General features: G+C 59.9%; 20 protein-coding genes, 1 tRNA gene and 1 riboswitch. Of the genes, 7 read left to right on the plus strand and 14 right to left on the minus strand.

Going from position 1 to position 21,015, the window contains the following annotated elements; genetic code table 11:
• The 4 genes from ACT67G_RS09045 to ACT67G_RS09060 form a co-directional block, all read right to left on the minus strand.
• The coding region (locus tag ACT67G_RS09045) for an acyl-CoA dehydrogenase (protein ID WP_443664025.1) at positions 1 to 1,085 on the minus strand (1,085 nt) is incomplete at its 3' end.
• 103 nt (positions 1,086 to 1,188) lie between these two features.
• Positions 1,189 to 2,667, minus strand: a complete 1,479-nt coding sequence (locus ACT67G_RS09050; protein WP_443664026.1) for a 4-hydroxyphenylacetate 3-hydroxylase family protein — start codon at positions 2,665 to 2,667, stop codon at positions 1,189 to 1,191.
• A gap of 52 nt (positions 2,668 to 2,719) precedes the next feature.
• Positions 2,720 to 4,276, minus strand: coding sequence for an acyl CoA:acetate/3-ketoacid CoA transferase (locus ACT67G_RS09055; RefSeq protein ID WP_443664027.1), 1,557 nt, complete (start codon positions 4,274 to 4,276; stop codon positions 2,720 to 2,722).
• A gap of 18 nt (positions 4,277 to 4,294) precedes the next feature.
• Positions 4,295 to 5,095 carry an enoyl-CoA hydratase-related protein gene (locus ACT67G_RS09060; RefSeq protein ID WP_326216662.1) on the minus strand — a complete coding sequence of 267 codons (801 nt, stop codon included), beginning with the start codon at positions 5,093 to 5,095 and terminating at the stop codon, positions 4,295 to 4,297.
• A 482-nt stretch (positions 5,096 to 5,577) separates the two neighbouring features.
• Between ACT67G_RS09060 and ACT67G_RS09065 the strand changes: the two genes are divergently transcribed.
• Together ACT67G_RS09065 and rpoN are read left to right on the plus strand one after the other, a co-directional pair.
• Entirely contained in the window at positions 5,578 to 6,981 is a 1,404-nt protein-coding gene (locus tag ACT67G_RS09065; protein ID WP_443664028.1) for a sigma-54 interaction domain-containing protein, read from the plus strand.
• Complete coding sequence (gene rpoN / locus ACT67G_RS09070; RefSeq protein WP_443664029.1) at positions 6,978 to 8,315, plus strand: RNA polymerase factor sigma-54; 1,338 nt, start codon at positions 6,978 to 6,980, stop codon at positions 8,313 to 8,315. Before ACT67G_RS09065 ends, rpoN begins: the two co-directional genes overlap by 4 nt.
• A gap of 85 nt (positions 8,316 to 8,400) precedes the next feature.
• On the opposite strand, the gene ACT67G_RS09075 is transcribed toward rpoN, so the two are convergent.
• Positions 8,401 to 9,249, minus strand: a complete 849-nt coding sequence (locus ACT67G_RS09075; RefSeq protein ID WP_443664030.1) for a DegV family protein — start codon at positions 9,247 to 9,249, stop codon at positions 8,401 to 8,403.
• A gap of 216 nt (positions 9,250 to 9,465) precedes the next feature.
• Here ACT67G_RS09075 and ACT67G_RS09080 point away from each other — a divergent pair, with 216 nt between their 5' ends.
• Entirely contained in the window at positions 9,466 to 9,924 is a 459-nt protein-coding gene (locus ACT67G_RS09080) for a MarR family winged helix-turn-helix transcriptional regulator (RefSeq protein WP_443664031.1), read from the plus strand.
• The gene (locus tag ACT67G_RS09085; RefSeq protein WP_443664032.1) at positions 9,914 to 11,296 is read left to right on the plus strand and encodes an MATE family efflux transporter; all 1,383 of its coding nucleotides are present in this window, start codon (positions 9,914 to 9,916) and stop codon (positions 11,294 to 11,296) included. The genes ACT67G_RS09080 and ACT67G_RS09085 overlap by 11 nt, the downstream gene beginning before the upstream one ends.
• An 82-nt stretch (positions 11,297 to 11,378) precedes the next feature.
• On the opposite strand, the gene ribH is transcribed toward ACT67G_RS09085, so the two are convergent.
• The 7 genes from ribH to ACT67G_RS09120 form a co-directional block, all read right to left on the minus strand.
• On the minus strand, positions 11,379 to 11,846 hold the full coding sequence (ribH, locus tag ACT67G_RS09090) for a 6,7-dimethyl-8-ribityllumazine synthase (protein ID WP_325246921.1): 468 nt from the start codon (positions 11,844 to 11,846) through the stop codon (positions 11,379 to 11,381).
• A 37-nt stretch (positions 11,847 to 11,883) separates the two neighbouring features.
• On the minus strand, positions 11,884 to 13,086 hold the full coding sequence (locus tag ACT67G_RS09095) for a bifunctional 3,4-dihydroxy-2-butanone-4-phosphate synthase/GTP cyclohydrolase II (RefSeq protein WP_443664033.1): 1,203 nt from the start codon (positions 13,084 to 13,086) through the stop codon (positions 11,884 to 11,886).
• Positions 13,087 to 13,099: 13 nt separating this feature from the next.
• Complete coding sequence (locus ACT67G_RS09100; RefSeq protein WP_443664034.1) at positions 13,100 to 13,747, minus strand: riboflavin synthase; 648 nt, start codon at positions 13,745 to 13,747, stop codon at positions 13,100 to 13,102.
• Entirely contained in the window at positions 13,728 to 14,834 is a 1,107-nt protein-coding gene (ribD, locus tag ACT67G_RS09105) for a bifunctional diaminohydroxyphosphoribosylaminopyrimidine deaminase/5-amino-6-(5-phosphoribosylamino)uracil reductase RibD (RefSeq protein WP_443664035.1), read from the minus strand. Before ribD ends, ACT67G_RS09100 begins: the two co-directional genes overlap by 20 nt.
• Positions 14,835 to 14,991: 157 nt before the next feature.
• Positions 14,992 to 15,106: riboswitch (FMN riboswitch) on the minus strand.
• 780 nt (positions 15,107 to 15,886) lie between these two features.
• Positions 15,887 to 16,516 carry a flavodoxin gene (locus tag ACT67G_RS09110; protein ID WP_443664036.1) on the minus strand — a complete coding sequence of 210 codons (630 nt, stop codon included), beginning with the start codon at positions 16,514 to 16,516 and terminating at the stop codon, positions 15,887 to 15,889.
• Positions 16,513 to 16,884, minus strand: coding sequence for a MerR family transcriptional regulator (locus ACT67G_RS09115; protein ID WP_443664037.1), 372 nt, complete (start codon positions 16,882 to 16,884; stop codon positions 16,513 to 16,515). Before ACT67G_RS09115 ends, ACT67G_RS09110 begins: the two co-directional genes overlap by 4 nt.
• Positions 16,885 to 16,990: 106 nt before the next feature.
• Positions 16,991 to 17,857, minus strand: a complete 867-nt coding sequence (locus ACT67G_RS09120; protein ID WP_325246915.1) for a LysR family transcriptional regulator — start codon at positions 17,855 to 17,857, stop codon at positions 16,991 to 16,993.
• 142 nt (positions 17,858 to 17,999) lie between these two features.
• On the opposite strand from ACT67G_RS09120, the gene ACT67G_RS09125 reads away from it, so the two are divergent.
• Genes ACT67G_RS09125 through ACT67G_RS09135 form a run of 3 tightly spaced genes read left to right on the plus strand, consistent with a single transcriptional unit; the run spans position 18,000 to position 20,080 of the window.
• On the plus strand, positions 18,000 to 18,542 hold the full coding sequence (locus ACT67G_RS09125; protein ID WP_325246913.1) for a flavodoxin family protein: 543 nt from the start codon (positions 18,000 to 18,002) through the stop codon (positions 18,540 to 18,542).
• Positions 18,543 to 18,554: 12 nt separating this feature from the next.
• Positions 18,555 to 19,031, plus strand: coding sequence for a flavodoxin (locus ACT67G_RS09130; RefSeq protein ID WP_443664038.1), 477 nt, complete (start codon positions 18,555 to 18,557; stop codon positions 19,029 to 19,031).
• An 11-nt stretch (positions 19,032 to 19,042) separates the two neighbouring features.
• Positions 19,043 to 20,080 carry an aldo/keto reductase gene (locus ACT67G_RS09135; protein ID WP_443664039.1) on the plus strand — a complete coding sequence of 346 codons (1,038 nt, stop codon included), beginning with the start codon at positions 19,043 to 19,045 and terminating at the stop codon, positions 20,078 to 20,080.
• Between the two features lie 406 nt (positions 20,081 to 20,486).
• On the opposite strand, the gene ACT67G_RS09140 is transcribed toward ACT67G_RS09135, so the two are convergent.
• A complete protein-coding gene (locus ACT67G_RS09140; protein WP_443664040.1) occupies positions 20,487 to 20,639 on the minus strand; it encodes a hypothetical protein in 153 nt (50 codons plus the stop codon).
• A 241-nt stretch (positions 20,640 to 20,880) separates the two neighbouring features.
• Positions 20,881 to 20,956: transfer RNA gene (locus tag ACT67G_RS09145), tRNA-Thr, on the minus strand.
• Between the last annotated feature and the right edge of the window lie 59 nt (positions 20,957 to 21,015).

Genomic DNA, 21,015 nt, shown 5'->3' on the forward strand with positions numbered 1-21,015 from the left:
TAGATCTCGGTGATCTTGGCGTCGCGCATCATGCGCTCCATGGGATAGTCCTTGGTGTAGCCGTAGCCGCCGAACATCTGCAGGGCCTTGGTGGTGGTCTTCATGGCATGCTCGGAGCAGAACAGCTTGGCCATAGCGGCGGCCTTGGTATAGCGCACGCCCTCGCCCTTCATGACAGCAGCCTGATAGGTCAGGAGACGCCCGGCCTCGCAGCCCAGCTCCATGTCCGCGAAGGTGAACTGGGTGTTCTGGAACTTGCTGATGGGCTTGCCGAACTGGACACGGCCCTTGGTGTAGGCCTTGGCTTCCTCCAGAGCGCCCTCGGCGATACCCAGGGACTGAGCGGCAATGCCGATACGGCCGCCGTCCAGGGTCTGCATGGCGATGTTGAAGCCCTTGCCTTCCTTGCCCAGCAGGTTCTCCTTGGGAACGATGCAGTCGGTGAAGACGATCTCAGCGGTGGGAGAACCGTGCAGGCCCATCTTCTCCTCGTGCTTGCCCACGGAGAAGCCGGGGAAGCTGCTCTCCACGATGAAGGCGGAGATGCCCTTGGTGCCCTTGGTCTTGTCGGTCATGGCGAAGACCACAAACACGTCGGCCACGTAGCCGTTGGTGATGAAGATCTTGGAACCGTTCATCACATAGTGGTCACCCTCCAGGCGAGCCTCGGTCTGGCCCTTGGAGGCGTCGGAACCGGCGTTGGGCTCGGTCAGGGCGAAGGCGCCCACCTTGTGGCCGGTGGTGAGCATGGGCAGGTACTTGGCCTTCTGCTCGGGGGTGCCGTGGGTCAGGATGGGATCGCAGCACAGGCCGTTGTGGGTGGCCACGATGTCGCCGGTGGAGGCGCACTGCTTGGAGAGCTCCTCAATGCAGATGGCGCTGGCCAGAGGATCGGCGCCTGCGCCGCCGTACTCCTTGGGCACGCACATGCCCATCACACCCAGGTCGAACAGCTTCTCGATGTTCTCCCGGGGATACTGGCTGGTCTTGTCGGTCTCGGCAGCGATGGGCTTCACTTCGTTCTCGGTGAATTCCGCCATCATCTTCCGGATCAGCTGGTGCTCACGGCTCAGATTGAAATCCATGATGTTGTCTCCTTATTTAAAATTTTGAAATCACTGATATCTGCTCCGGCGGCAGGCCGGAGCGCCGAACCGGGGGAGAGGGGCCCCTCCCCCGGAGACGGTTTTAGTCCTTGATGCCTGCGATCTCCTTGGCAAGCTGCTTCTTGCCCTGGATGTTGCCCTGGCGGGCGATCATGATGCGCTGGGCCTGGGGAGAACCGGCGCCGTGCATGGACTCGGTGCGGTAGCCCACAGCGGCCGCGCCCAGGCACAGGTTCTCGATGAAGCGCATGATGCGCTGGCGGTTCTCGGTGGAAACGCCTTCCCGGGCCACGAAGAACTTGTTGCAGATCTCGCCGATGGTCTCGCCGTTGCGGCCCACCACCGTGTCGGAGTGGAAGTCCTTCTGAGAGGGCATGGTCACCACCAGGCCGCCGGCGATATCCTCCGCCAGGCGGACGATCTCATAGGGGAAGCGGGTGACGTTCTGCTTGCAGACATTGGCCAGCAGCAGGTCGATCTGATAGTTGCCGGCCTTGGTCTTGAAGCCCTGGGAGGAGCAGGCGATGCCGCAGCAGTACAACGTCTCGTTGAGGTGGGTCATTTCGATGAGCTTATCCTTCACCGCGCTGGCCTTCTCCACGCCGTTGTACTCGGCAGCCAGGGCCGCAGCACCGATGAGGGTGTCGCCCACGCCCACCTTGCAGCCGCCGTAGCTCTGACGGTGATAGCCGGCGAAGCGCTCCACCAGCATGCCGGCGAACTCATACTCGCCGTTGAGGAAGATGTACTCGTTGGGGATGAACACGTGGTCCAGCACCACCAGGGCCTCCTGGCCGCCGAACTTGGCGTTGCCCACATCGATGGAGGCATCCTCCTCCAGCTTGCGGGTGTCGCAGGACTGACGGCCATAGATCATGTACATGCCCTCGGCGTCAGTGGGGCAGGCGAAGCTCACAGCCCAGTCCTTGTCCGCCTCACCCATGGAGATGGTGGGCATGAAGATGTGCCAGTGGGAGTTGATGGAGCCGGTCTGGTGGCACTTGGCACCGCAGACCACGATGCCGTCGGGACGGCGCTCCACAACGTGGACGTACATGTCGGGATCGGCCTGGTCATGGGGAGCCTTGGAGCGGTCGCCCTTGGGGTCGGTCATGGCGCCGTCCACGGTGAGGTCGTTGTCCTGCACCATGGTCAGGAACTTCTTGAAGTTCTCGTGATAGTGGGTGCCGTACTTCTCGTCCACCTCAAAGGTGGTGGAGAACACCGCGTTGAAAGAGTCCATGCCCACGCAGCGCTGGAAGCAGCTGGCGGTCTTCTGGCCCAGCAGGCGCTGCATCTTCACCTTGTTGATGAGGTCCTCGGTGGACTGGTGCAGGTGGGTGAAGCGGTTGATGGTGTGGCCGGTGAGGCTGGACTTGACGGTCATGAGATCCGCGTACTGGGGATCCTGGGCCAGGGCGTAGGTCATGGCGACGCAGTTGATGGACGGACGGATCATGGGGTGATCCACCCAGTTGTCGATCTTCTCGCCGAACATGTACACCCGGGTCTTCAGCTTGCGCAGGCTTTCGATGTACTCTTGCGGGGTCATCAGTGCCATTTCGTTATCCTCCTTGATTGTGGTTGTTTCTCCTCATTGCGCGAGGGACAGGTCAGTCGTTGGCCAGGCCCATGAGCTCGTCCCGGAAGATGCGCTCATCCATGAGCTTGAGATCCTCCGCGATCTTGGGCATAAACTCCATCTGATCCAGCACCTGGGTCTGCAGGTCGATGCCCGGGGCAATCTCGATGAGGGTGACGCCGTCGGGCCGCAGGTCGAACACGGCGCGCTCGGTGATGTACAGAACGGGCTGCTTCACCTGCACGGCATACTTGCCGGAGAAGGTGATGTGCTCCACCTGGTTGACGAACTTCTTCTTGGCGCCCTCCTGGGTGATGACCAGCTTGCCGTCCCGGCACTCGGTCTTCAGGCCCTTGGCAGTGAAGGTGCCGCAGTAGACCACCTTCTTGGCGTTCTGGGTGATGTCGATGAAGCCGCCGGCACCGGCCAGACGGGTGCCGAACTTGGAGACGTTCAGATCGCCGTTGGGCGCGGTCTCCGCCAGGCCCAGGAACGCAACATCCAGGCCGCCGCCCTGATAGAAGTCGAACTGGACATTGTGGGGCAGGATGGCCATGGAGTTGGCCGCGGCGCCGAACTGGGTGCCGCCCATGGGCACGCCGGCGATGGAGCCAGCCTCCACGGTCAGGGTCATCTTGTCGGAAATGCCCTCCTCGGCGCAGACGTTGGCGATCTTTTCGGGAGCGCCGGTGCCCAGGTTCACGATGGCGTCCTGGGGCAGCTCCATGGCAGCCCGGCGGGCGATGATCTTCTTGGCGTCCAGGGGAATGGCAGGGATCGCGTCCACGGGGATGCGGAACTCGCCGGTGAGGCTGCCGTCATAGGGCATGCCCAGGCACTGTTCGTTGTCCTCCATCGATCCTACCACAATGGAGTCCACATAGATACCGGGAATCGCTACCAGCTTGGGATCCAGAGAGCCGCCCTGAACGATCTTCTCCACCTGGACGATGACCTTGCCGCCGGAGTTCTTGCAGGCCTGGGCCATGGCAGTGACGTCGATGGGGCCGATCTCACGGTGCACGGTGCAGTTGCCGTACTCGTCAGCATAGCTGGCCCGCAGGAACACCACGTTGATGGGGAAGCTCTTGTAGAGCAGCAGCTCCTTGCCCTCGATGTTGATGACCTTCACCAGGTCTTCCTTGGTGACGTCATTGAGCTTGCCGCCGCCGTTGCGGGGATCAGCAAAGGTGTACAGGCCCACGGTGGTGATGGTGCCGATGTTGTGGGCGGCAATATCCCGGTACATGTGGGAGATGACGCCCTGAGGCAGGTTGTAGGCCTCGATCTTGTTGGCCAGAGCCAGGTCGCCCAGCTTGGGGGCGCGGTCCCAGTGGCCGCCCACCACGCGCTTGACCATGCCCTCATGGCCGTAGTGGTCGCCGCCGGTGCCGTCCCGGTGGCCCTGACCGGCTGCGAAGAACAGCGTCAGATCCCGGGGATGTCCGGTTTCCAGGAATCGCTTTTCCAGGGCCTTGGAGAGGGCCTCGGGGCAGGCGCAGCTGACGAAACCGCCGGTGGCAATGGTATCGCCGTCGTTGACAAGCAGAGCCGCTTCCTCAGCGGTAATCACTTTTACATGTTTCATGGCGATCCCCTCCCTGCCTTACTTGTTCTGGAAGTGCTTTTCCTTACGCTTCTCCAGGAAGGCGCCCATGCCTTCCTTCTGGTCGGCGGTGGCAAAGCACATGGCGAAGAGCTCGTTCTCCAGAGCGATGCCGTCGTCGATGTCCATCTGCATGCCGCGGTCAATGCAGGCCTTGGCGTACTTCACGGCGATGGGAGCGTTGGCGGTGAAGGACTTGGCCATGGCGATGGCGCCGTTCATCAGCTCCTCGGGAGCGTAGACCGCGTTCACCAGGCCGATCTCCTTGGCCTCCTGAGCGCCGATGGTCTTGCCGGAGAAGATCAGCTCCTTGGCCTTGGCGATCCCCACGCGGCGGGGCAGACGCTGGGTGCCGGAGAAGCCGGGGGTGATGCCCAGGCCCACCTCGGGCTGGCCGAACTTGGCGCCGCCCTTGCCCTCAGCATTGGGGCCGGCAGCCAGGATGATGTCGCAGGACATGGCCAGCTCGCAGCCGCCGCCCAGAGCAAAGCCGTTCACCGCGGCGATGGTGGGGATCTCCAGCTTTTCGATGCGGCGGAACAGAGCGCTGCCCCGCTGGCCCCACTTGCGGCCGCCGGCCACATCCAGAGGATACTGCTCGCCGATGTCGGCGCCGGCCACAAAGGAACGGCCCTCGCCGGTGATGATAAAGGCACCCAGCTCGGTATCCTTCTCTACCTCGCCGATGACCTGCTCCAGTTCAGAAATAACAGTGGAATTCAAAGCGTTCAGCGCTTCGGGACGATTGATGGTGGCAATACCGATATTGCCGTTCTTCTCGTAACGAATGGTCTGATACATGGTGAATCCTCCTTATTTGTTTTGCGTACCGTTTCCCTCAGTGCGCACAGTTGGCTTTCCAAAAGCCGCCGGGAAATATTATAGCAATTTTCATGCCAGCTTTTCCGGGACAAACCGGCCGTCGTTTCCCGGCTTTTCTGTGCAGGTCTTCCAAAGCCAGCCCGCCGATTTTTGCGATTTTACCCAGAAGCCCCAGGCGGATCCCCCCCCTGCTTCCGGCGGCACTATTCAAAAATGAATAGCCTCAATTCCAGGCTCCGACGGCTTTTCCCGGGATTCGACCTGCTGAAACTGCAAAAAACGCGGCCGATTTCTGTGAAAATCGACAGGGGTTTTTTGTGGGTTTCTTCTTTCTATTCATTTTTGAATATGGTATACTCAAAAATGAATAGAACGGCTGCTTTCCGGAGGCGGCTGAGAAGCAGGTGATATTTTTGGCGCAAAGTACAAATTTTTCTAATATTTTTGACGATGACATCAATTTGAAAGGCCTTTTTGAGATTCTGAACCCGGAAAACAACCTGGTTCTGGCGGATGATATGATGCTCTCCGACGCACAGGGCATCATTTTGCGGGTCAGCGAGACCTACGAGAAAAATTTTGGCTTCACCCACAACTCCATTGTGGGCAAATCCGCCTTCGATCTGGAGGCGGACGGCACCTTCACACCCTGCATCACGGCGGAGGTCATCCGGCAAAAGCGCAAGATCACCGCCACCCAGACCATCAACCACCGGCACAAAAACGTCATGACCGTGGGCATCCCTCTCTTTGACGACAACGGGGAGCTGAAATACGCCGTGTGCTTCAACACGGTGTCCATGGAGCAGATCAACGCCATCCAGCGCAACTACCGGCATCTGCAGGACTCTTTGCAGCAGTACTCCCAGGAGATTGCGGAGCTGCGCACCCGGGCCACCTCCACGGATCTGATTTTCAAAAGCGCCTCCATGCAGCGGCTGTGGACGCTGATGCAGAACACCGCCAACACCAAGGCCAACATCCTCATCACCGGCGAGACCGGCGTGGGCAAAAGCGCCATTGCCAAGGCCATCCACTCCATGAGCAACCGGGCGGACGGGCCCTTCATTGAGGTCAACTGTGCCGTTCTCCACGAAAACCTCATTGAGTCGGAGCTTTTCGGCTATGAGAAGGGCGCCTTCACCGGTGCCTCCTCCACCGGAAAGATCGGCAAAATCGAGCTGGCCAACCACGGGACGCTGTTCCTGGACGAGATCGGCGAGCTGCCCGCCCACATCCAGTCCAAGCTGCTGCAGCTGATCCAGGAAAAAACCATCGAGCGCCTCTCCGGCACCCGGAAGATCGAGCTGGACTTCCGGCTGATCGTGGCCACCAACCGCAATCTGGAGGCGGAAGTCCAGCGGGGGCTCTTCCGCTCTGACCTTTTTTACCGGCTCAACGTCATCCGCATCCACATCCCGCCCCTGCGCCAGCGCAAGGAGGACGTGCTGCCCCTGGCCCACCAGTTCCTGGCCCGTTTCTGCCGGGAGTACGGAAAGTCTCTCTCCTTCAGCCCCCGCTTCCTGGCATTTCTGGATCAATACGACTGGCCCGGCAACGTCCGCCAGCTGGAAAACCTCATTGAGCGGCTGGTGATCACCGTCCAGGATCCCATTATCGACGTCAGCGCCCTGCCTCCGGAGTACACCGGGGATGCCGTTCCTCCGGCGGAACTGCTGGCCCGGCAGGGCACGCTCTCAGAGCGGATGGACGCCTATGAGGCCCAGATCATCCGGGACTCCTACCACCGCTGCGGCACCACCGTGGCGGTGGCCAAGGAGCTGGGCATCTCCCAGGCCACCGCCGCCCGGAAGATCGCCAAATACGTGGGCTCCAAGCCGGAGAAGGGAGGGGACCGCCTGTGAGCCTCGTCTCTCTGAAAACCGAACTGCGCCAGGAGCTCAAGCTCACCCCCCAGCTCCTCCAGTCCATGAAAGTTCTGCAGATGAACTCCCAGGAGCTTTTGGAGTATGTAGGCCGTCTCAGCGAGGAAAACCCCCTGCTGGAGCAGGAGGACTCCCCTGCCCTGCGCAGCGCCTATGAGGAGCTGCGGCAAAAAGCCAGCTGGATCGACGCCGGCGTTCACGGCGGCACTTTCACCCACGAGGAGGGCGGCTATCCGGAGCGGGGCGCCGCCGACCGGGAAACGGAGAGCCTGTGCGCCTTTCTCTGCGACCAGCTGGACCGGAAGCGGCTGCCCAAGCCCCTGCTGGCCCTCACCAAATACCTGGCGGAGATGGTGGATGAGGACGGCTACCTCCTGGCCGAGGATCTGGAGAGTCTGGAGGAGCTGCATCTGCCCCGGGGATTGGTAGACCAGGCGGTGGAGACCATCCAGAGCCTGGATCCTCCGGGCGTAGGCGCCCGGGACCTAGCCGAGTGTCTGGTGCTGCAGCTGGCCCGGCAGAACGCCGCCCCCTACATCATGGATATCGCCGCCCGCTTCCTGCCGGAGCTGGGCCGCAAGCACTACGGCCCCATCTCCCGGGAGCTGGGACTGACCACCGAGCAGATCCAGGAGGCGGAAAAGCGTATTGCCTCCCTGGAGCCCCATCCCGGCCAGGCCTTCCAGGCCGCCGAGCCCACCGTCTATGTACGGCCCGACGTCTTTATCGCGGAACTGGACGGAAAATTGCAGGTAATCCTCAACGACTACTACCTGCCCCGGGTCACCATCAGCGATTACTACTCCCGGCTGTTGAAGGAATCCGACGAAAAGGACACCCGGGCCTATCTTCAGGAGAAAATGCAGCAGGCCAAATGGCTGCTGGGCAGCCTGGAACGCCGGGGCAATACCCTGCGCCAGTGTGCCGAGGCCATTTTGCAGGCCCAGTACCCCTTTTTCGCCGGACAGTCCCGGGAGCTGGCTCCCATGAAGATCACGTCCCTTGCCCAGCAGCTGGGGGTCCACCCCTCCACCGTCTCCCGTACTGCCCGGGGCAAATACCTCCAGTGCCGCCAGGGCACCTATCCCCTGCGCTACTTCTTCAGCCGGGCCGTGGGCATCCAGGGCCCCTCCCAGCAGGCGGTAAAGCAGCACCTGCTGGAACTGGTGCGTCAGGAGGATCCCCGCCATCCCCTCAGCGACCAGAAGCTGGTGCAGCTGCTCTCCGCCGACGGCATCCAGGTGGCACGGCGCACCGTGACCAAGTACCGCCTGGAGCTGGGCATCGGCTCCTCCACCGCCCGCCGGCGGTAACCGGAATGATCTCTTAAAAAAGCAGCCGCCCTGTACCATTTCGGCACAGGGCGGCTGTTTTTCCTTTTTATATTAAGGTATCGGCTCAGTAGCCCAGGATCAGGCCCTTTTCCATGGCGTAGAAACTGGTGAGGCCCCGGCAGGAGAGGATGTCCACCCTCTTCACCGGCAGGTCATCCAGGATCTGCTGCTTGAGCTTCATGGCCCCCGCAAGGTTCTCGCAGTGGGAGATCACCACCTCGGCACCGGTGCAGTCCTTGCTCTGGCGCATCAGCGCCGTAATGGCCCGGTAGGTCTTTCCCTCGCCCCGGGCCTTGTCCGCCACATGGATGGTGCCCTGGGGCGTGGCGTCGGCAATGACATGGATGCCCAGGGTGTGCAGCAGCGTACCCACCAGAGGCCGCATCCGGCCGTTTTTGATGAGGTTGTCAAAGCACTCCAGGGTAAAACAGGTGCGAAGCGAGGCCTGATACTCCCGCAGCTCCGAGCAGATATTCTCAAAGTCCTCCGGGCCTGCGGCAGCCTCCATCAGGGCCTGGGCCCGACGGATCAGCAGCACCATAGCCCCCGCGGTAGCCTTGGAATCGATGACGCAGATCTTCTTCTCCGGATGCTCTTCCAGCGCCATCTCCCGTCCCATCACCGCCGCGTTATAGGTGCCGGAGAGGTTGGCGGAGATGGTGAAACAGACGGTGCACTCCCCCGCTTCAAAGGCCTTGGCAAAGGCCGCCGGGGACGGGCAGGCGGAGGAGGAAGCGGCTTTTTCCTCTGCCATAGCCGTCAGCATTTCCGGAACGGAAAGTTCATCATTGTCCAAAAACTCCTGTCCGCCCACCTGGATCCGCAGGGGAACCGACTCAAAACGCACGGTTTCGCTGGAAAAAGACGCCATCCGAAGGTCACAGCTGCTGTCACTCACAATATTCCACATCATATAGCATTCTCCGTAATCTGGTATTGCATACCATATTTTCTTTATGATAATACGTCATGACACCTTTGTCAATGCGAAAGACGTCCCCGGTAGGAAATTCACTGTTTCTTCACAGAATGGTCCGATTTTTCCGGACTTGACACTCCGGCTCCGGCATGATATCCTATGATAGTTCTGAAAAGAAACTGTTTTTATTGAAACTTTCGGAGGTCTGGCATGTCTATCAGCTACGCCCAGCTGGCCCATTTCTCCCGGCAGTTCCGAACCCACTATGACCGGCAGTTTCTCCCCTTTCTGGAGCGATGGAACCTCTCCATGCGGGAGGTTCATGTACTGCTGTTTCTGGTGAATAACCCGGAGCTGGATACCGCCCGGGATGTGGTGGTATACCGGGGGCTCTCAAAATCCCAGGTGTCCCAGGCGGTGGACATCCTGTGCCGCCGGGGCTTCCTCTCCCGGAAAGCGGACGCGGAAGACCGCCGGGTGGTCCATCTGGCCATCACGGATCAAGGTGCGCTTCCGGCCCGGGAGGCCCAGCGCCTGCAGGCTCTTTGCGGGCAGCGGCTGTTGGAGGGCCTGACCCCCCAGGAGCAGCGGGAGTTTTTGCGCCTGTTGGAAACAGTGTTTGAAAATACGGACGCCCTGGCGGAAAGGAGTTTGGATCGTGAACCGTAAAAATGTGGACCTGGGCACCGGCCCGGTGGGAAAGCTGCTGTTCTCCCTGGCTTTGCCCACTATTACCTCCCAGATCGTCAACATGCTCTATAACCTGGTGGACCGGGTGTACATCGGCCACATGCAGCCGGTGGAGACTGTGGGCAAGCTGGCCCTCACGGGTGTGGGCGTGTGCCTGCCGGTCATCATGGTGATCTCCGCCTTTGCCGCGCTGGTAGGCATGGGCGGCGCTCCCCGCGCCTCCATTGAGGAGGGCCGGGGCAATATTTCGGAATCCGAGCGCATCATGGGCAACTGCTTTACCCTGCTGATCGTCATTTCCGTGGTGCTGACGGTGTTCTTCCAGTTCTTCTCGGAGCCGCTGCTGCTGATCTTCGGCGCCAGTGAGGCCACCATCGGCTACGCCATGGACTACATGCGCATCTACTGCCTGGGCACGCTTTTCGTGCAGCTGACCCTAGGGATGAACGCCTACATCACCGCCCAGGGCTTCACCACCGTGGGTATGAAGACCGTTCTCATCGGCGCGGGCCTCAACACCGTGCTGGATCCCATTTTCATCTTCGCCTTCGACATGGGCGTCCAGGGTGCCGCCCTGGCCACCATTCTCTCTCAAGCGGTCTCCGCCGCGTGGGTACTGCGCTTTCTCACCAGCAGCCGCACCAAGTGGCACCTGCGCAAACAGTACCTGCGCCCCCGGCGCAAGGTGGTGCTGCCCTGCCTGGCCCTGGGCCTGTCCCCCTTTATCATGCAGTCCACGGAGAGCCTCATCGCCATCTGCTTCAACGCCTCCCTGCTCAAATACGGCGGCGATACCGCCGTAGGCGCCATGACCATCCTCACCAGCATCATGCAGTTTGCCATGATGCCCCTCCAGGGTCTCACACAAGGCGCCCAGCCCATCGTCAGCTACAACTTCGGCGCCCACAATCCCCAGCGGGTACGGGATGCCTTCCGGTGCCTGCTGCGGGCCTGCGTGATCTACTCCATGGGACTGTGGATCCTGGTGCAGCTGTTCCCCCGGATGTTCATTCTGATTTTCAACAACAGCCCCCAGCTGGTGGATTACGCCGTCTGGGCGCTGCGGATCTACATGGGTGCCACCGGCATCTTCGGCATCCAGATCGCCTGCCAGCAGACCTTCATCGCCCTGGGCAACGCCAAGACCTCACTGTTCCTGGCGGTGCTGCGCAAGATCATCCTGCTGATCCCCCTTATTTATATTCTCCCCCACTTCTTCGCCGACAAGGCCTTTGCCGTGTTTCTGGCGGAGCCGGTGGCAGACCTGCTGGCGGTCATCACCACTGCCTCCATGTTCTCCTACCAGTTCAGGCGGGCCATGGCAAAGCTGGAGGCGGAAACAACCACATAAGAGAAGTTTCATCCACGGAAAGAGAAAAGGGAACGCCCGCCGGGCGTTCCCTTTTTGTCTTTTCACGCTGGTGCCGGCAATCTCATGCCTCCAGTTCCCGGATGAGGTTCACCATTTCAATGGCCCCCTGAGCACACTCGGCACCCTTGTTGCCGGCCTTGGTGCCGGCCCGCTCGATGGCCTGCTCGATGGTGTCGGTGGTGAGAACGCCGAACATCACGGGCACGTCACTGGCCAGGGCCACGTTGGCCACGCCCTTGGAGACCTCGCTGCACACGTAGTCATAGTGGTTGGTGCTGCCCCGGATGACGGCGCCCAGAGCGATGACAGCGTCGTACTTGCCGCTCTTGGCCATCTTGGAGGCGATCAGCGGGATCTCGAAAGCGCCGGGCACCCAAGCCACGGCAATGTCCTCCTCCCGCACACCGTGACGCACCAAGACATCCTCGCAGCCGCTGAGGAGCTTGGAGACGATGAACTCATTGAACCGGGCGGCCACAATGCCCACACGGATGTCCTGGGATACCAGTTTTCCCTCAAAGCATTTCATAAAAAATTGTTCCTCCTTATTCGATATGTAATGGTTCTCAGTAGTTCAGGATATGGCCCATCCGGTTCTGCTTGGTGCGCAGATAGAACAGGTCCTCCGCCGTAGCGGCCATCTGGATGGGCACCCGCTCCACGATCTCCAGGCCGAAGTCCGAAAGCTGGTAGACCTTGTCAGGATTGTTGGTAAGGAGCCGCATGGTGCGCACCCCCAGATCCCGCAGGATCTGGGCGCCGGTCCAGTACTCCCGCAGATCCGGCGCAAAACCCAGCTTCACGTTGGCGTCCACCGTATCATAGCCCTGCTCCTGGAGAGTGTAGGCCTTGAGCTTGTTGATGAGGCCAATGCCCCGGCCCTCCTGGCGCATGTACAGCAGCACGCCCCGGCCCTCCGCCTCGATCTGGCGCATGGCTGCGGCAAGCTGCTCTCCGCAGTCGCAGCGCCGGGAGCCGAAGACGTCGCCGGTGAGGCACTCCGAGTGGACCCGGCACAGGACGTTCTCCCCGTCGCCGATGTCCCCCTTCACCAGGGCCACGTGGTGCTCGCCGGTGAGGTCATTGCTGTATCCGTAGATCTGAAAGTCTCCGTACCGAGTGGGCATCTTGGCCACAGCCTCGCGCACCACGTGCTTGTCATGGCGGCGGCAGTAGTCCTGCAGGGCCTTGATGGTGAGGACCTTCAGTCCCCACTCCTGGGCTTTTTCCAGAAGCTCCGTGGTACGCATCATGGTACCATCGTCCCGCATGATCTCGCAGCACAGTCCGCATTGGGTCAGTCCCGCCAGGCGGCACAGATCCACCGTGGCCTCCGTGTGGCCGTTGCGCACCAGTACGCCGCCCCGCCGGGCAACCAGGGGAAACACATGCCCCGGCCGCCGCAGATCCTCCGGTCGGGTGGCGGGATCCACGCACATCCGGCAGGTATAGGCCCGCTCCTCCGCCGAGATGCCGGTGGTGGTATTCACATGGTCGATGGACACGGTAAAGGCGGTGCAGTGGTTGTCGGTATTGACCTTCACCATCTGCTCCAGGCCCAACCGGTCCGCCACCTCCGCACTCATGGGGGTGCAGATGAGGCCCTTGGCGTGGACCGCCATGAAGTTGACGTTCTCCGTGGTGGCGAACTGGGCGGCGCAGATCATATCCCCCTCGTTCTCCCGGTCAGGATCGTCGATGGTGATGAGGATGCGGCCCGCCCGCAGCTCCTCCAGCGCTTCCTCCATGGTGCAATATTGCTGTTCCATTGGGATTGCCTCCTTAAAATCCGTTGCTGGCGAGAAACTCCAGGGTGAGGCCGCTCTTGGGGGCCGTCTCTTCCCGGGGCCGCAGCAGTTTTTCCACATATTTTCCAATGATGTCCGTCTCCAGATTGACGGTGTCTCCTGCGTGCTTGCGTCCCAGGAGGGTCACCTCCGCCGTGTGGGGGATGACAGAGACGGAGAACCGGTCCGCCTCCACAGAGGCCACCGTCAGGCTGATGCCGTCGATGGCGATGGAGCCTTTCTCCACCACGTACCGCAGCAGCTGGGGGGAGGCGGAGATGGTGTACCACACGGCGTTGCCGTCCCTGCGCAGGTTTGTGATGGTGCCCACGCCGTCGATATGGCCGGAGACGATGTGGCCGCCGAAGCGTCCGTCCGCCGCCATGGCCCGCTCCAGGTTCACCCGGCTGCCGGTGCCCTGGCTGCCCAGAGCGGAGCGGTCCAGCGTCTCGTGCATCACGTCGGCGGTAAAGCCGCCGTCATCCAGGCTGGTGACCGTCAGGCACACGCCGTTGACCGCCACACTGTCGCCGATTTTCAACCCCGGCAGAATCTCCCGGGCCCCGATGGACAGCACGGCCCAGCAGCCGCCCCGCTTCACAGCCCGGACGGTGCCCAGTTCTTCAACGATCCCCGTGAACATCCGCGTCCACCTCGCTTTCCAGCAAGAAATCCTCTCCCAGGGGGATGACGGTGGTGTTTTTCAGCCGGACGGCCTCATCCGGCACCGCCACGCCTATGCCGCCCACTGGGGAGGGTGCCGCCTTTCCCCCGAATAGCTTGGGGGCGATGTAAGCCTGCACCCGCTTCACGATGCCGCTCTCCAGCGCCGCCCAGTTGAGGGTGCCGCCGCCCTCCAGCAGCACGCTGTCGATCTGCTCCGCGCCCAGGCGCTCCATCAGGGCGGCGAGATCCACATGGCCGTCCCGCTGCGGCAGGTCCCACACCCGGCAGCCCGCCGTCTCCAGTGCCGCCGCCCGCTCCGGCAGGGGATCGCAGGCGGCCAGGATGGTGGGGATCTCCCGGGCGGTGCGGACGATCTGACTGTCCAGCGGCGTCCGCAGGTGGGTATCGCAGACGATCCGCAGGGGATTTTTCCCTCCCTCCATCCGGCAGTTCAGGAGGGGATCGTCCCGGAGCACCGTTCCCACGCCGCATAGAATGGCCGCATAACGGTGGCGGTCCTGATGCACCCGCTGCCGGGCTGCCTCCCCGGTGATCCACCGGGAAGCGCCGGTATGGGTGGCGATCTTGCCGTCCATGGTCATGGCGTACTTCATCACCACATAGGGCCGCCGGGTCTGGATGTAATGGAAAAACACCCGGTTCAACGCGTCGCAGGCCGCCCTTTCCACCCCGGTCTCCACCGTGATGCCGTGCTCACGCAAAAATGCCAGGCCCTTCCCCGCCACCAGGGGATTGGGGTCGTCAGAGCCCACCACCACGCGGGTGATGCCCGCCTCCAGGATGGCCTGGGTGCAGGGGGGCTGCTTGCCGTAATGGCAGCAGGGCTCCAACGTGACATACAGCGTGGCTCCGGCCGGGGATTCCGTGCAGTTTGCCAGGGCGTCCCGCTCCGCGTGGAGATCACCGTAGCGGTGGTGCCACCCCTGTCCGATGATGCGCCCGTCCTTGACGATCACCGCACCCACCATGGGATTGGGGGAGGTCCACCCTGCTCCCCGCTCCGCCAGTTCCAGAGCCAGGCGCATATACTCCCAGTCGTTCATACTTGCCTCCCAGCAAAGAAAAAATGCCTTGAACGGACGGTTCAAGGCATCATGAAACGCTGGCGGGCCCGCGCCCGACGGAAAAGACAAAACCCCGGAATGTATCAACATTCCAGGGCGCTTCCATGGGCGCAGGCGCTTTTGGCTCCCGCGTACACACGATCTTCTTTCATCCAGACTGTACTGTCGGCTTCGGAATCGCACCGAATCATGCCTTGCGGCTCGTGGGCTGTACCACCGGTGGGGAATTGCACCCCGCCCTGAAGATCCTGATTCAATTAACGCAAGTATACCCCCCATGGGACGCATTGTCAATGCCCATTTCCCCCGCCGGGCGTCGGTAGGGAGAAAGGGGCCGTCAGAGCTCCGTGGCAGCCGGGTGCTTCTCCGCCGGGCTGCGGCCTGGCCGGGTATAGAGCAGCGTGGCCAGAACCACCGGAAGGAACGGTATCCTGCCGGGGATAAGCCCGAGGCCGTTAAACGTATCAGCATAAACGCCAAACACAGGCGGAGGTAAGGAAAAAGCTGTAGAAGCACACCTCCGACACCTGCAAATCTCTACAAAGATTGATTGAGGCGTGAAAAAATGCATCTTGGCAAGGAGCGGAGCGTAGGGTTCGCTGCTACCATCAGCCAATGCTTCACGCCGCCCCGGAACACGGTAGGACTGTCATATTGGCAGAAAGACGGGACACCAGCCCGGTACCGTCAGTGGATTGCGGTGAGAATAGCCCGTAAAAACTGTGCGCAGGCAGTGTTTTTCCGCCCCAAACCGAACATATTTTTAGAGCAAATTCTTCCCGATTTATACTTTTTATAAAAGGTTTCCTTACAGCATGGCGATCAATTCCGCTTTTCAGGGCCCCGGCACCATGGCGCAAAAGGCGTCCGCCCCTTGACAGCCCAGCAGTGTGGCCAGGATGGCCAAAAAGCGGGTCTTATCGTCCAGTTTGCTCTCCCGAATCACCTCATCAAAGGCGAAGTTGGAAAACAGCGTGGAAAATTCCGGATCGCTCGGGTCCAGCCCAAAGGGATCCCGGGCAAACCGCTCCTCACCGTAGGCCCTCCACCCACCGGGCCACCTCCTCCTGGTCGGCCCCGGCGTCAAAGCGCCGGCCGGACAGCCAGTTGGCATCAGGAGCCAGGGCCTGGATGTCGCTGAGGCTGCCGCCGATGCCGCTGGAGCCGGAGGTGCAGAAGGGTACAATGGTCACTCCTGTAAAGTCGTAGCTCTCCAGGAAGGTGTGGATGATCTTAGGGGCCTGGCCCCACCAGATGGGGTAGCCCAGGAACACCACATCGTAATCCCCCGGGTTTTCCAGCGTCCCGGAAATGGCTGGACGGGCATCCGGATCGTTCTGCTCCCGGTTGGCACGGCAATCGCTGTTGCTGTAGTTCAGGTCTTCCCTGGTGTAAGGCTCTTCGGGGACGATCTCATAGAGGTCAGCATCCAAAACCGTCTGGATGTGCCGGGCAATGCCCTCTGTATTGCCGGTGGCGGAAAAGCAGGCCACCAGCACATTGGGTTCCCCGTTGGCAGCGGAATTGCTCCCGTCCTGCGAGGAGGAAGCGGGGGGCGTGGACTGTGACTGTTCCGAGCCCATCTGGGCACCGGTTCCTCCGCAGGCCGCCAAGGCACAAGCCAGGGCCAAAGCAGTCAGCAGTGCAAAAATTCGTTTCATGCTTCGATGCCTCCTGTTCTTCTGTGTGATCTTCGGATCTCATGCCGCAGGTAATCCAGCCGCTGGAGCTGATGCTCCTTGAAGTGGATCTCATCCAAAGCGGCGCTGCGCTTTTCTTCCAACATGCGCAGCCGCTGGGCACCGGAGGGCTCTCCTTCCAGCAGAAGCCGCATATAGACTTCCACCTCCTCTGTGGTGAACCCGATATCATGGAGGGTCATGATGGTACTCAGACGCTCCAGATCGGTGTCATCGTACTGCCAGTCACCCATTACCTTTTTGACCGCCCCGCACAGTCCCCAACTCTCATATTCCCGCAGAATATGCATGGGGATCTGATAGCGCTCACTTGCCTCCTGGATCGTCATATCACAGCCTCCAAAACCAAAAATGCAGGTGTCCTCCTGGGGACACCTGCATTCTAAAGCAGTTTTCAATCCATGTCTAATGCTTATTTCATTTCTATAAGAATGCCTATTCAGCATTTTTGATGTGCTGGTGAAAGGCTTCTACCGCAGGAGTAAGAATCTGATCCTTTTTCCAAACCAATACGGTCCCTGTTTCCATTCTCGGCGAGAGCGGAAGAAAACGCAGATCATCAAACGCCGTATTTAAGTCGAAGCACAAAGCCGTCCCTACTCCACAGCGTACCATATTGGCCGCATTCAAAACCAAGTTGAAGGTGGCCGCTATCTGCAATTTTTCCCACCGTTCCCCAAACCAGCTGGCCAGTTCCCGTTGGACAATTTCCCGTCCGCTGATCAGCAGCGGAACATCCTCCAGATCCTGGGGCGTCACAGCTTCCATGGCAGCCAGGGGAGAGTCTGCCCGAACCAATACGCCCCAGAGATCTTTTTCCCGCATCCGGCAAAAAGCATATTTTCCCACGTCGACCGGTTCGGTCAAAAGACCCATGTCCAGGATACCCATATCCAGCCGTTCTTTCACATCATCGGCATTGGCGCTGAAAATGCGAAACGTCACCTTTGGATAAAGCGTGCGGAATGAGACCATTGCCCGAGACAAAAAGGACATGCTTCGCGTTTCCCCCGCCCCTATGGAAATCTCCCCCATAAGCTCCGTTTCCCGGCAAGCGAATTCGCGTTCCGTCTTTTCCGCCAGATCCACCAATTCCTGGGCCCGGCGACGCAGCAGCATCCCTTCATCCGTCAGAACGATATGATACCGGCTGCGGTGAAAGAGCTGCACCCCCAGCTCCTCTTCCAGCTGCATCAACTGCCGGGAAAGGGTGGGCTGGGTCAAATGGAGCAGGGCCGCCGCCCTGGTGATGTTCTCCTCCCGGGCCACCGCCAGAAAATATTTCAAAACCCGAAGTTCCATCCGCAGCCCCCCTTTCCTCCATGCTACCACCCCTGCCTTCTGAAAGCAAGATAAAAATGCTTTCCAAGAATGTCTGTATATTAAAAATGAGCATTTTACATTTTTAGATCGTGGACTTACAATGAGGGCAAAGGAGGAAACCATGATGCGTATTTTGATGATTGAGAGCAGTCCCCATAAGCACGGCTCCTCCAATCTGTTGGCTGAGCGGTTTATGGAGGGAGCGAAAGAGGCGGGGCACCAGACAGAGGTATTTGACGCCGCCCGGGCCAATCTCCATCCCTGTCTTGGCTGTGACGCCTGCGGCATGGCGGGGCCCTGCGTGCAGAAGGATGACATGGCGGCCCTTCGGGACAAGCTCCTGGAGACGGATATGCTGGTATTTGTCACGCCGCTCTACTATTTTGGCATGTCCGCCCAGTTGAAAATGGTCATTGACCGATTTTACAGCTTCACCGGCAAGCTCTCTTCCCGCAAGCTGAAAACGGCCCTCATCGCCGCTGCCTGGGACAGCAACGACTGGACCATGCAGGATCTGTCCGCCCATTATCAGACCCTGTGCCGGTATATGAACTTCCGGGATCAGGGCATGATCCTGGGAACCGGCTGCGGCTCGGTATCCATGACAAAACGAAGCCCATTTTTGAACCAGGCCTATGAACTGGGAAAATCCCTGAAGGGATAAGGAGGTTATTTTATGAACGCATTGGTTGCTTATTTCTCTGCCAGCGGTAACACAGCAAAGGCGGCAAAGGTTCTGGCAAAGGCCGCAGGGGCGGATCTCTATGAGATCAAACCCGCGGTCCCCTATACCGGTGCCGATCTCAACTGGATGGACAAGCGCTCCCGCAGCAGCGTGGAGATGAACGACAAGAACTCCCGTCCCGCCCTGGCCGATACCGACGCCCCTGTGGCTGAACATGATGTGATATTTCTGGGCTTCCCCATCTGGTGGTATACGGCTCCCACCATCATCAACACTTTCCTGGAGCGCTACAATTTTTCCGGCAAAACCATCGTCCTCTTTGCCACCTCCGGCGGAAGCAGCCTGGGCAGCACGGCCGCAGCCCTGCAAAGCAGCGCTCCCGGCGCCAGGATCCTGGACGGCCGGCTGCTCAACGGGCGGCTGAACGAAGGGGATCTGAAGGCATGGGTGTCCGGGCTGAAACTCTGAGGTAAATGGATATGAAGTACACAAAACTGGGCAATTCCGATCTGGATGTCTCCCGCATCTGTATGGGCTGCATGGGATTTGGAGATGCCCAAAACGGCCAGCACTCCTGGACCATTGACGAGGCCCACTCCCGGGAGATTATCCGACGGGGCCTGGAGCTGGGGGTCAACTTCTTCGACACCGCCATCGCGTACCAGAGCGGAACCAGCGAGCAGTATGTAGGCCGGGCCCTCCGGGACTTTGCCCAGCGGGATCAGGTCGTGGTGGCTACCAAGTTTCTTCCCCGTACCAACGAAGAGATCGAAGCGGGGATCAGCGGTCAGGAGCATATCCGGCGAATGCTGGACAAGAGCCTGCAAAATTTGGGGATGGACTATGTGGATCTCTACATCTATCACATGTGGGATCACCAGACGCCCCTTTATGACATCATGGAGGGGCTGAACGATGCCGTGAAGGCGGGCAAAGCCCGGTATATCGGCATCTCCAACTGCTTTGCCTGGCAGCTCTGCAAGGCAAACGCCCTGGCAGAGCGGGAGGGCTTTGCCAAATTCGTCTCTGTCCAGGGGCACTACAACCTGATCTTCCGGGAGGAGGAGCGGGAGATGGCACCCTACTGCCGGGAAGAGAACATTGCCATGACCCCCTACAGTGCTTTGGCAGGCGGAAGACTGTCCAAGCATCCCGGGGAGACCTCCAAGCGGCTCCGGGAGGACAGCTACGCCCAGCTGAAGTACGGCGCAGCACAGGATCTGGATGCCCCCATTCTGGCCCGGGTGGCGGAGCTGGCCGACCGCCGGGGCGTGTCCATGACGGAAATTTCCCTGGCATGGCTGCTGACAAACGTCACAGCCCCGGTAGTGGGAGCCACCAAACTCTCCCACATCGAAGGGGCGGCCAAAGCGGTGGATCTTACCCTGACGGCAGAGGAGTGCGCTTATCTGGAGGAACTCTATACGCCCCATCCGCTGGTGGGCGTCATGGCCCAGAATACGGCTGCGGCAGCAAACAGGAATCACGTCTGGTCCACCGGCAATCAGGCCATCTGAACCATAAAAACAAGCAAATATGACATAGTATTCTCTGCGGAGGCATTGCAAATATGGTTTTGATAACAGAAGCCGGTGGTAAAGCGGGAAACTCTTCTCTGCAGGCGCTGTCCTCCAAAGGAATCTCCACCTGCGCTTGAATTCACCGGAATGCTCAAAAAGGAGCTGTGTTGGCAGCAGAAGCCTCATAGGTACATGGCTTTGCGGGAAAATGCCGTTGAGGCCATAATAGGACCGTCTGTTTGATTTGCAATGCGGCCAACCCACAGAAGAATGAAATCGGAGTGCTTCTAATTGAGGCAGCGGCAGCATCCCGCATCTATGTAGTATTCTCATCAATAACATGGTGCGAAGACGGCGTGTCGGAAGGGATTCCTGATAGGGCGATCCAAACAGATATTATAGATCAGATGTTTCTTATCCAAAAAATGATACAAAAAGATCCGGCGTGATACGCCGGATCTTTTTGCATATCTAATATGGATATTTTTACAAGAGGCTTTTCTCCGCATCGTTTCAACAAAGCACCGGCTATCATGCCTTTAAGATCGATAATCATATCCTCCCCCTTGCACCTGTGATATGAATGGCAATGAACCAACGAAAGCTGACACTTGCAGGGTGACTGTCGGCCCATCAATAAGTTGAATGCGCATATCCGGATATAAAAACAGCTGATTGCAGCTGGTTTTATATCATATAAACCGTAGCGGGGTATCCAGTTCTACTGATCAGCCTACACGGAAAAGCGGAAATCTGCAACAAAAAACACCCGAAATCCAAAGATTTCAGGTGTTTTCTGGAGCTGCTGGGCGGATTCGAACCGCCGACCTCATCCTTACCAAGGATGCGCTCTACCTACTGAGCTACAGCAGCATATATGGCGACCCGGAACGGGCTCGAACCGTCGACCTCTAGCGTGACAGGCTAGCGTT

Origin of the sequence: Dysosmobacter sp. (assembly GCF_052306735.1) — a bacterium.
In the GTDB taxonomy this organism is placed as follows: Bacteria; Bacillota; Clostridia; order Oscillospirales; family Oscillospiraceae; genus Oscillibacter.

Bases quoted from the DNA above. Each gene is read 5' to 3' on its own strand.
- ACT67G_RS09055 (WP_443664027.1), bottom strand. From the start codon at position 4,276: ATGAAACATGTAAAAGTGATTACCGCTGAGGAAGCGGCTCTGCTTGTC.
- ACT67G_RS09125 (WP_325246913.1), top strand. From the start codon at position 18,000: ATGATGCGTATTTTGATGATTGAGAGCAGTCCCCATAAGCACGGCTCC.
- ACT67G_RS09120 (WP_325246915.1), bottom strand. From the start codon at position 17,857: ATGGAACTTCGGGTTTTGAAATATTTTCTGGCGGTGGCCCGGGAGGAG.
- ACT67G_RS09130 (WP_443664038.1), top strand. From the start codon at position 18,555: ATGAACGCATTGGTTGCTTATTTCTCTGCCAGCGGTAACACAGCAAAG.
- ACT67G_RS09100 (WP_443664034.1), bottom strand. From the start codon at position 13,747: ATGTTCACGGGGATCGTTGAAGAACTGGGCACCGTCCGGGCTGTGAAG.
- ribD (WP_443664035.1), bottom strand. From the start codon at position 14,834: ATGAACGACTGGGAGTATATGCGCCTGGCTCTGGAACTGGCGGAGCGG.
- ACT67G_RS09075 (WP_443664030.1), bottom strand. From the start codon at position 9,249: ATGATGTGGAATATTGTGAGTGACAGCAGCTGTGACCTTCGGATGGCG.
- ACT67G_RS09110 (WP_443664036.1), bottom strand. From the start codon at position 16,516: ATGAAACGAATTTTTGCACTGCTGACTGCTTTGGCCCTGGCTTGTGCC.
- ACT67G_RS09115 (WP_443664037.1), bottom strand. From the start codon at position 16,884: ATGACGATCCAGGAGGCAAGTGAGCGCTATCAGATCCCCATGCATATT.
- ACT67G_RS09135 (WP_443664039.1), top strand. From the start codon at position 19,043: ATGAAGTACACAAAACTGGGCAATTCCGATCTGGATGTCTCCCGCATC.
- ACT67G_RS09095 (WP_443664033.1), bottom strand. From the start codon at position 13,086: ATGGAACAGCAATATTGCACCATGGAGGAAGCGCTGGAGGAGCTGCGG.
- ACT67G_RS09080 (WP_443664031.1), top strand. From the start codon at position 9,466: ATGTCTATCAGCTACGCCCAGCTGGCCCATTTCTCCCGGCAGTTCCGA.
- ACT67G_RS09050 (WP_443664026.1), bottom strand. From the start codon at position 2,667: ATGGCACTGATGACCCCGCAAGAGTACATCGAAAGCCTGCGCAAGCTG.
- ACT67G_RS09140 (WP_443664040.1), bottom strand. From the start codon at position 20,639: ATGATTATCGATCTTAAAGGCATGATAGCCGGTGCTTTGTTGAAACGA.
- ACT67G_RS09060 (WP_326216662.1), bottom strand. From the start codon at position 5,095: ATGTATCAGACCATTCGTTACGAGAAGAACGGCAATATCGGTATTGCC.
- ribH (WP_325246921.1), bottom strand. From the start codon at position 11,846: ATGAAATGCTTTGAGGGAAAACTGGTATCCCAGGACATCCGTGTGGGC.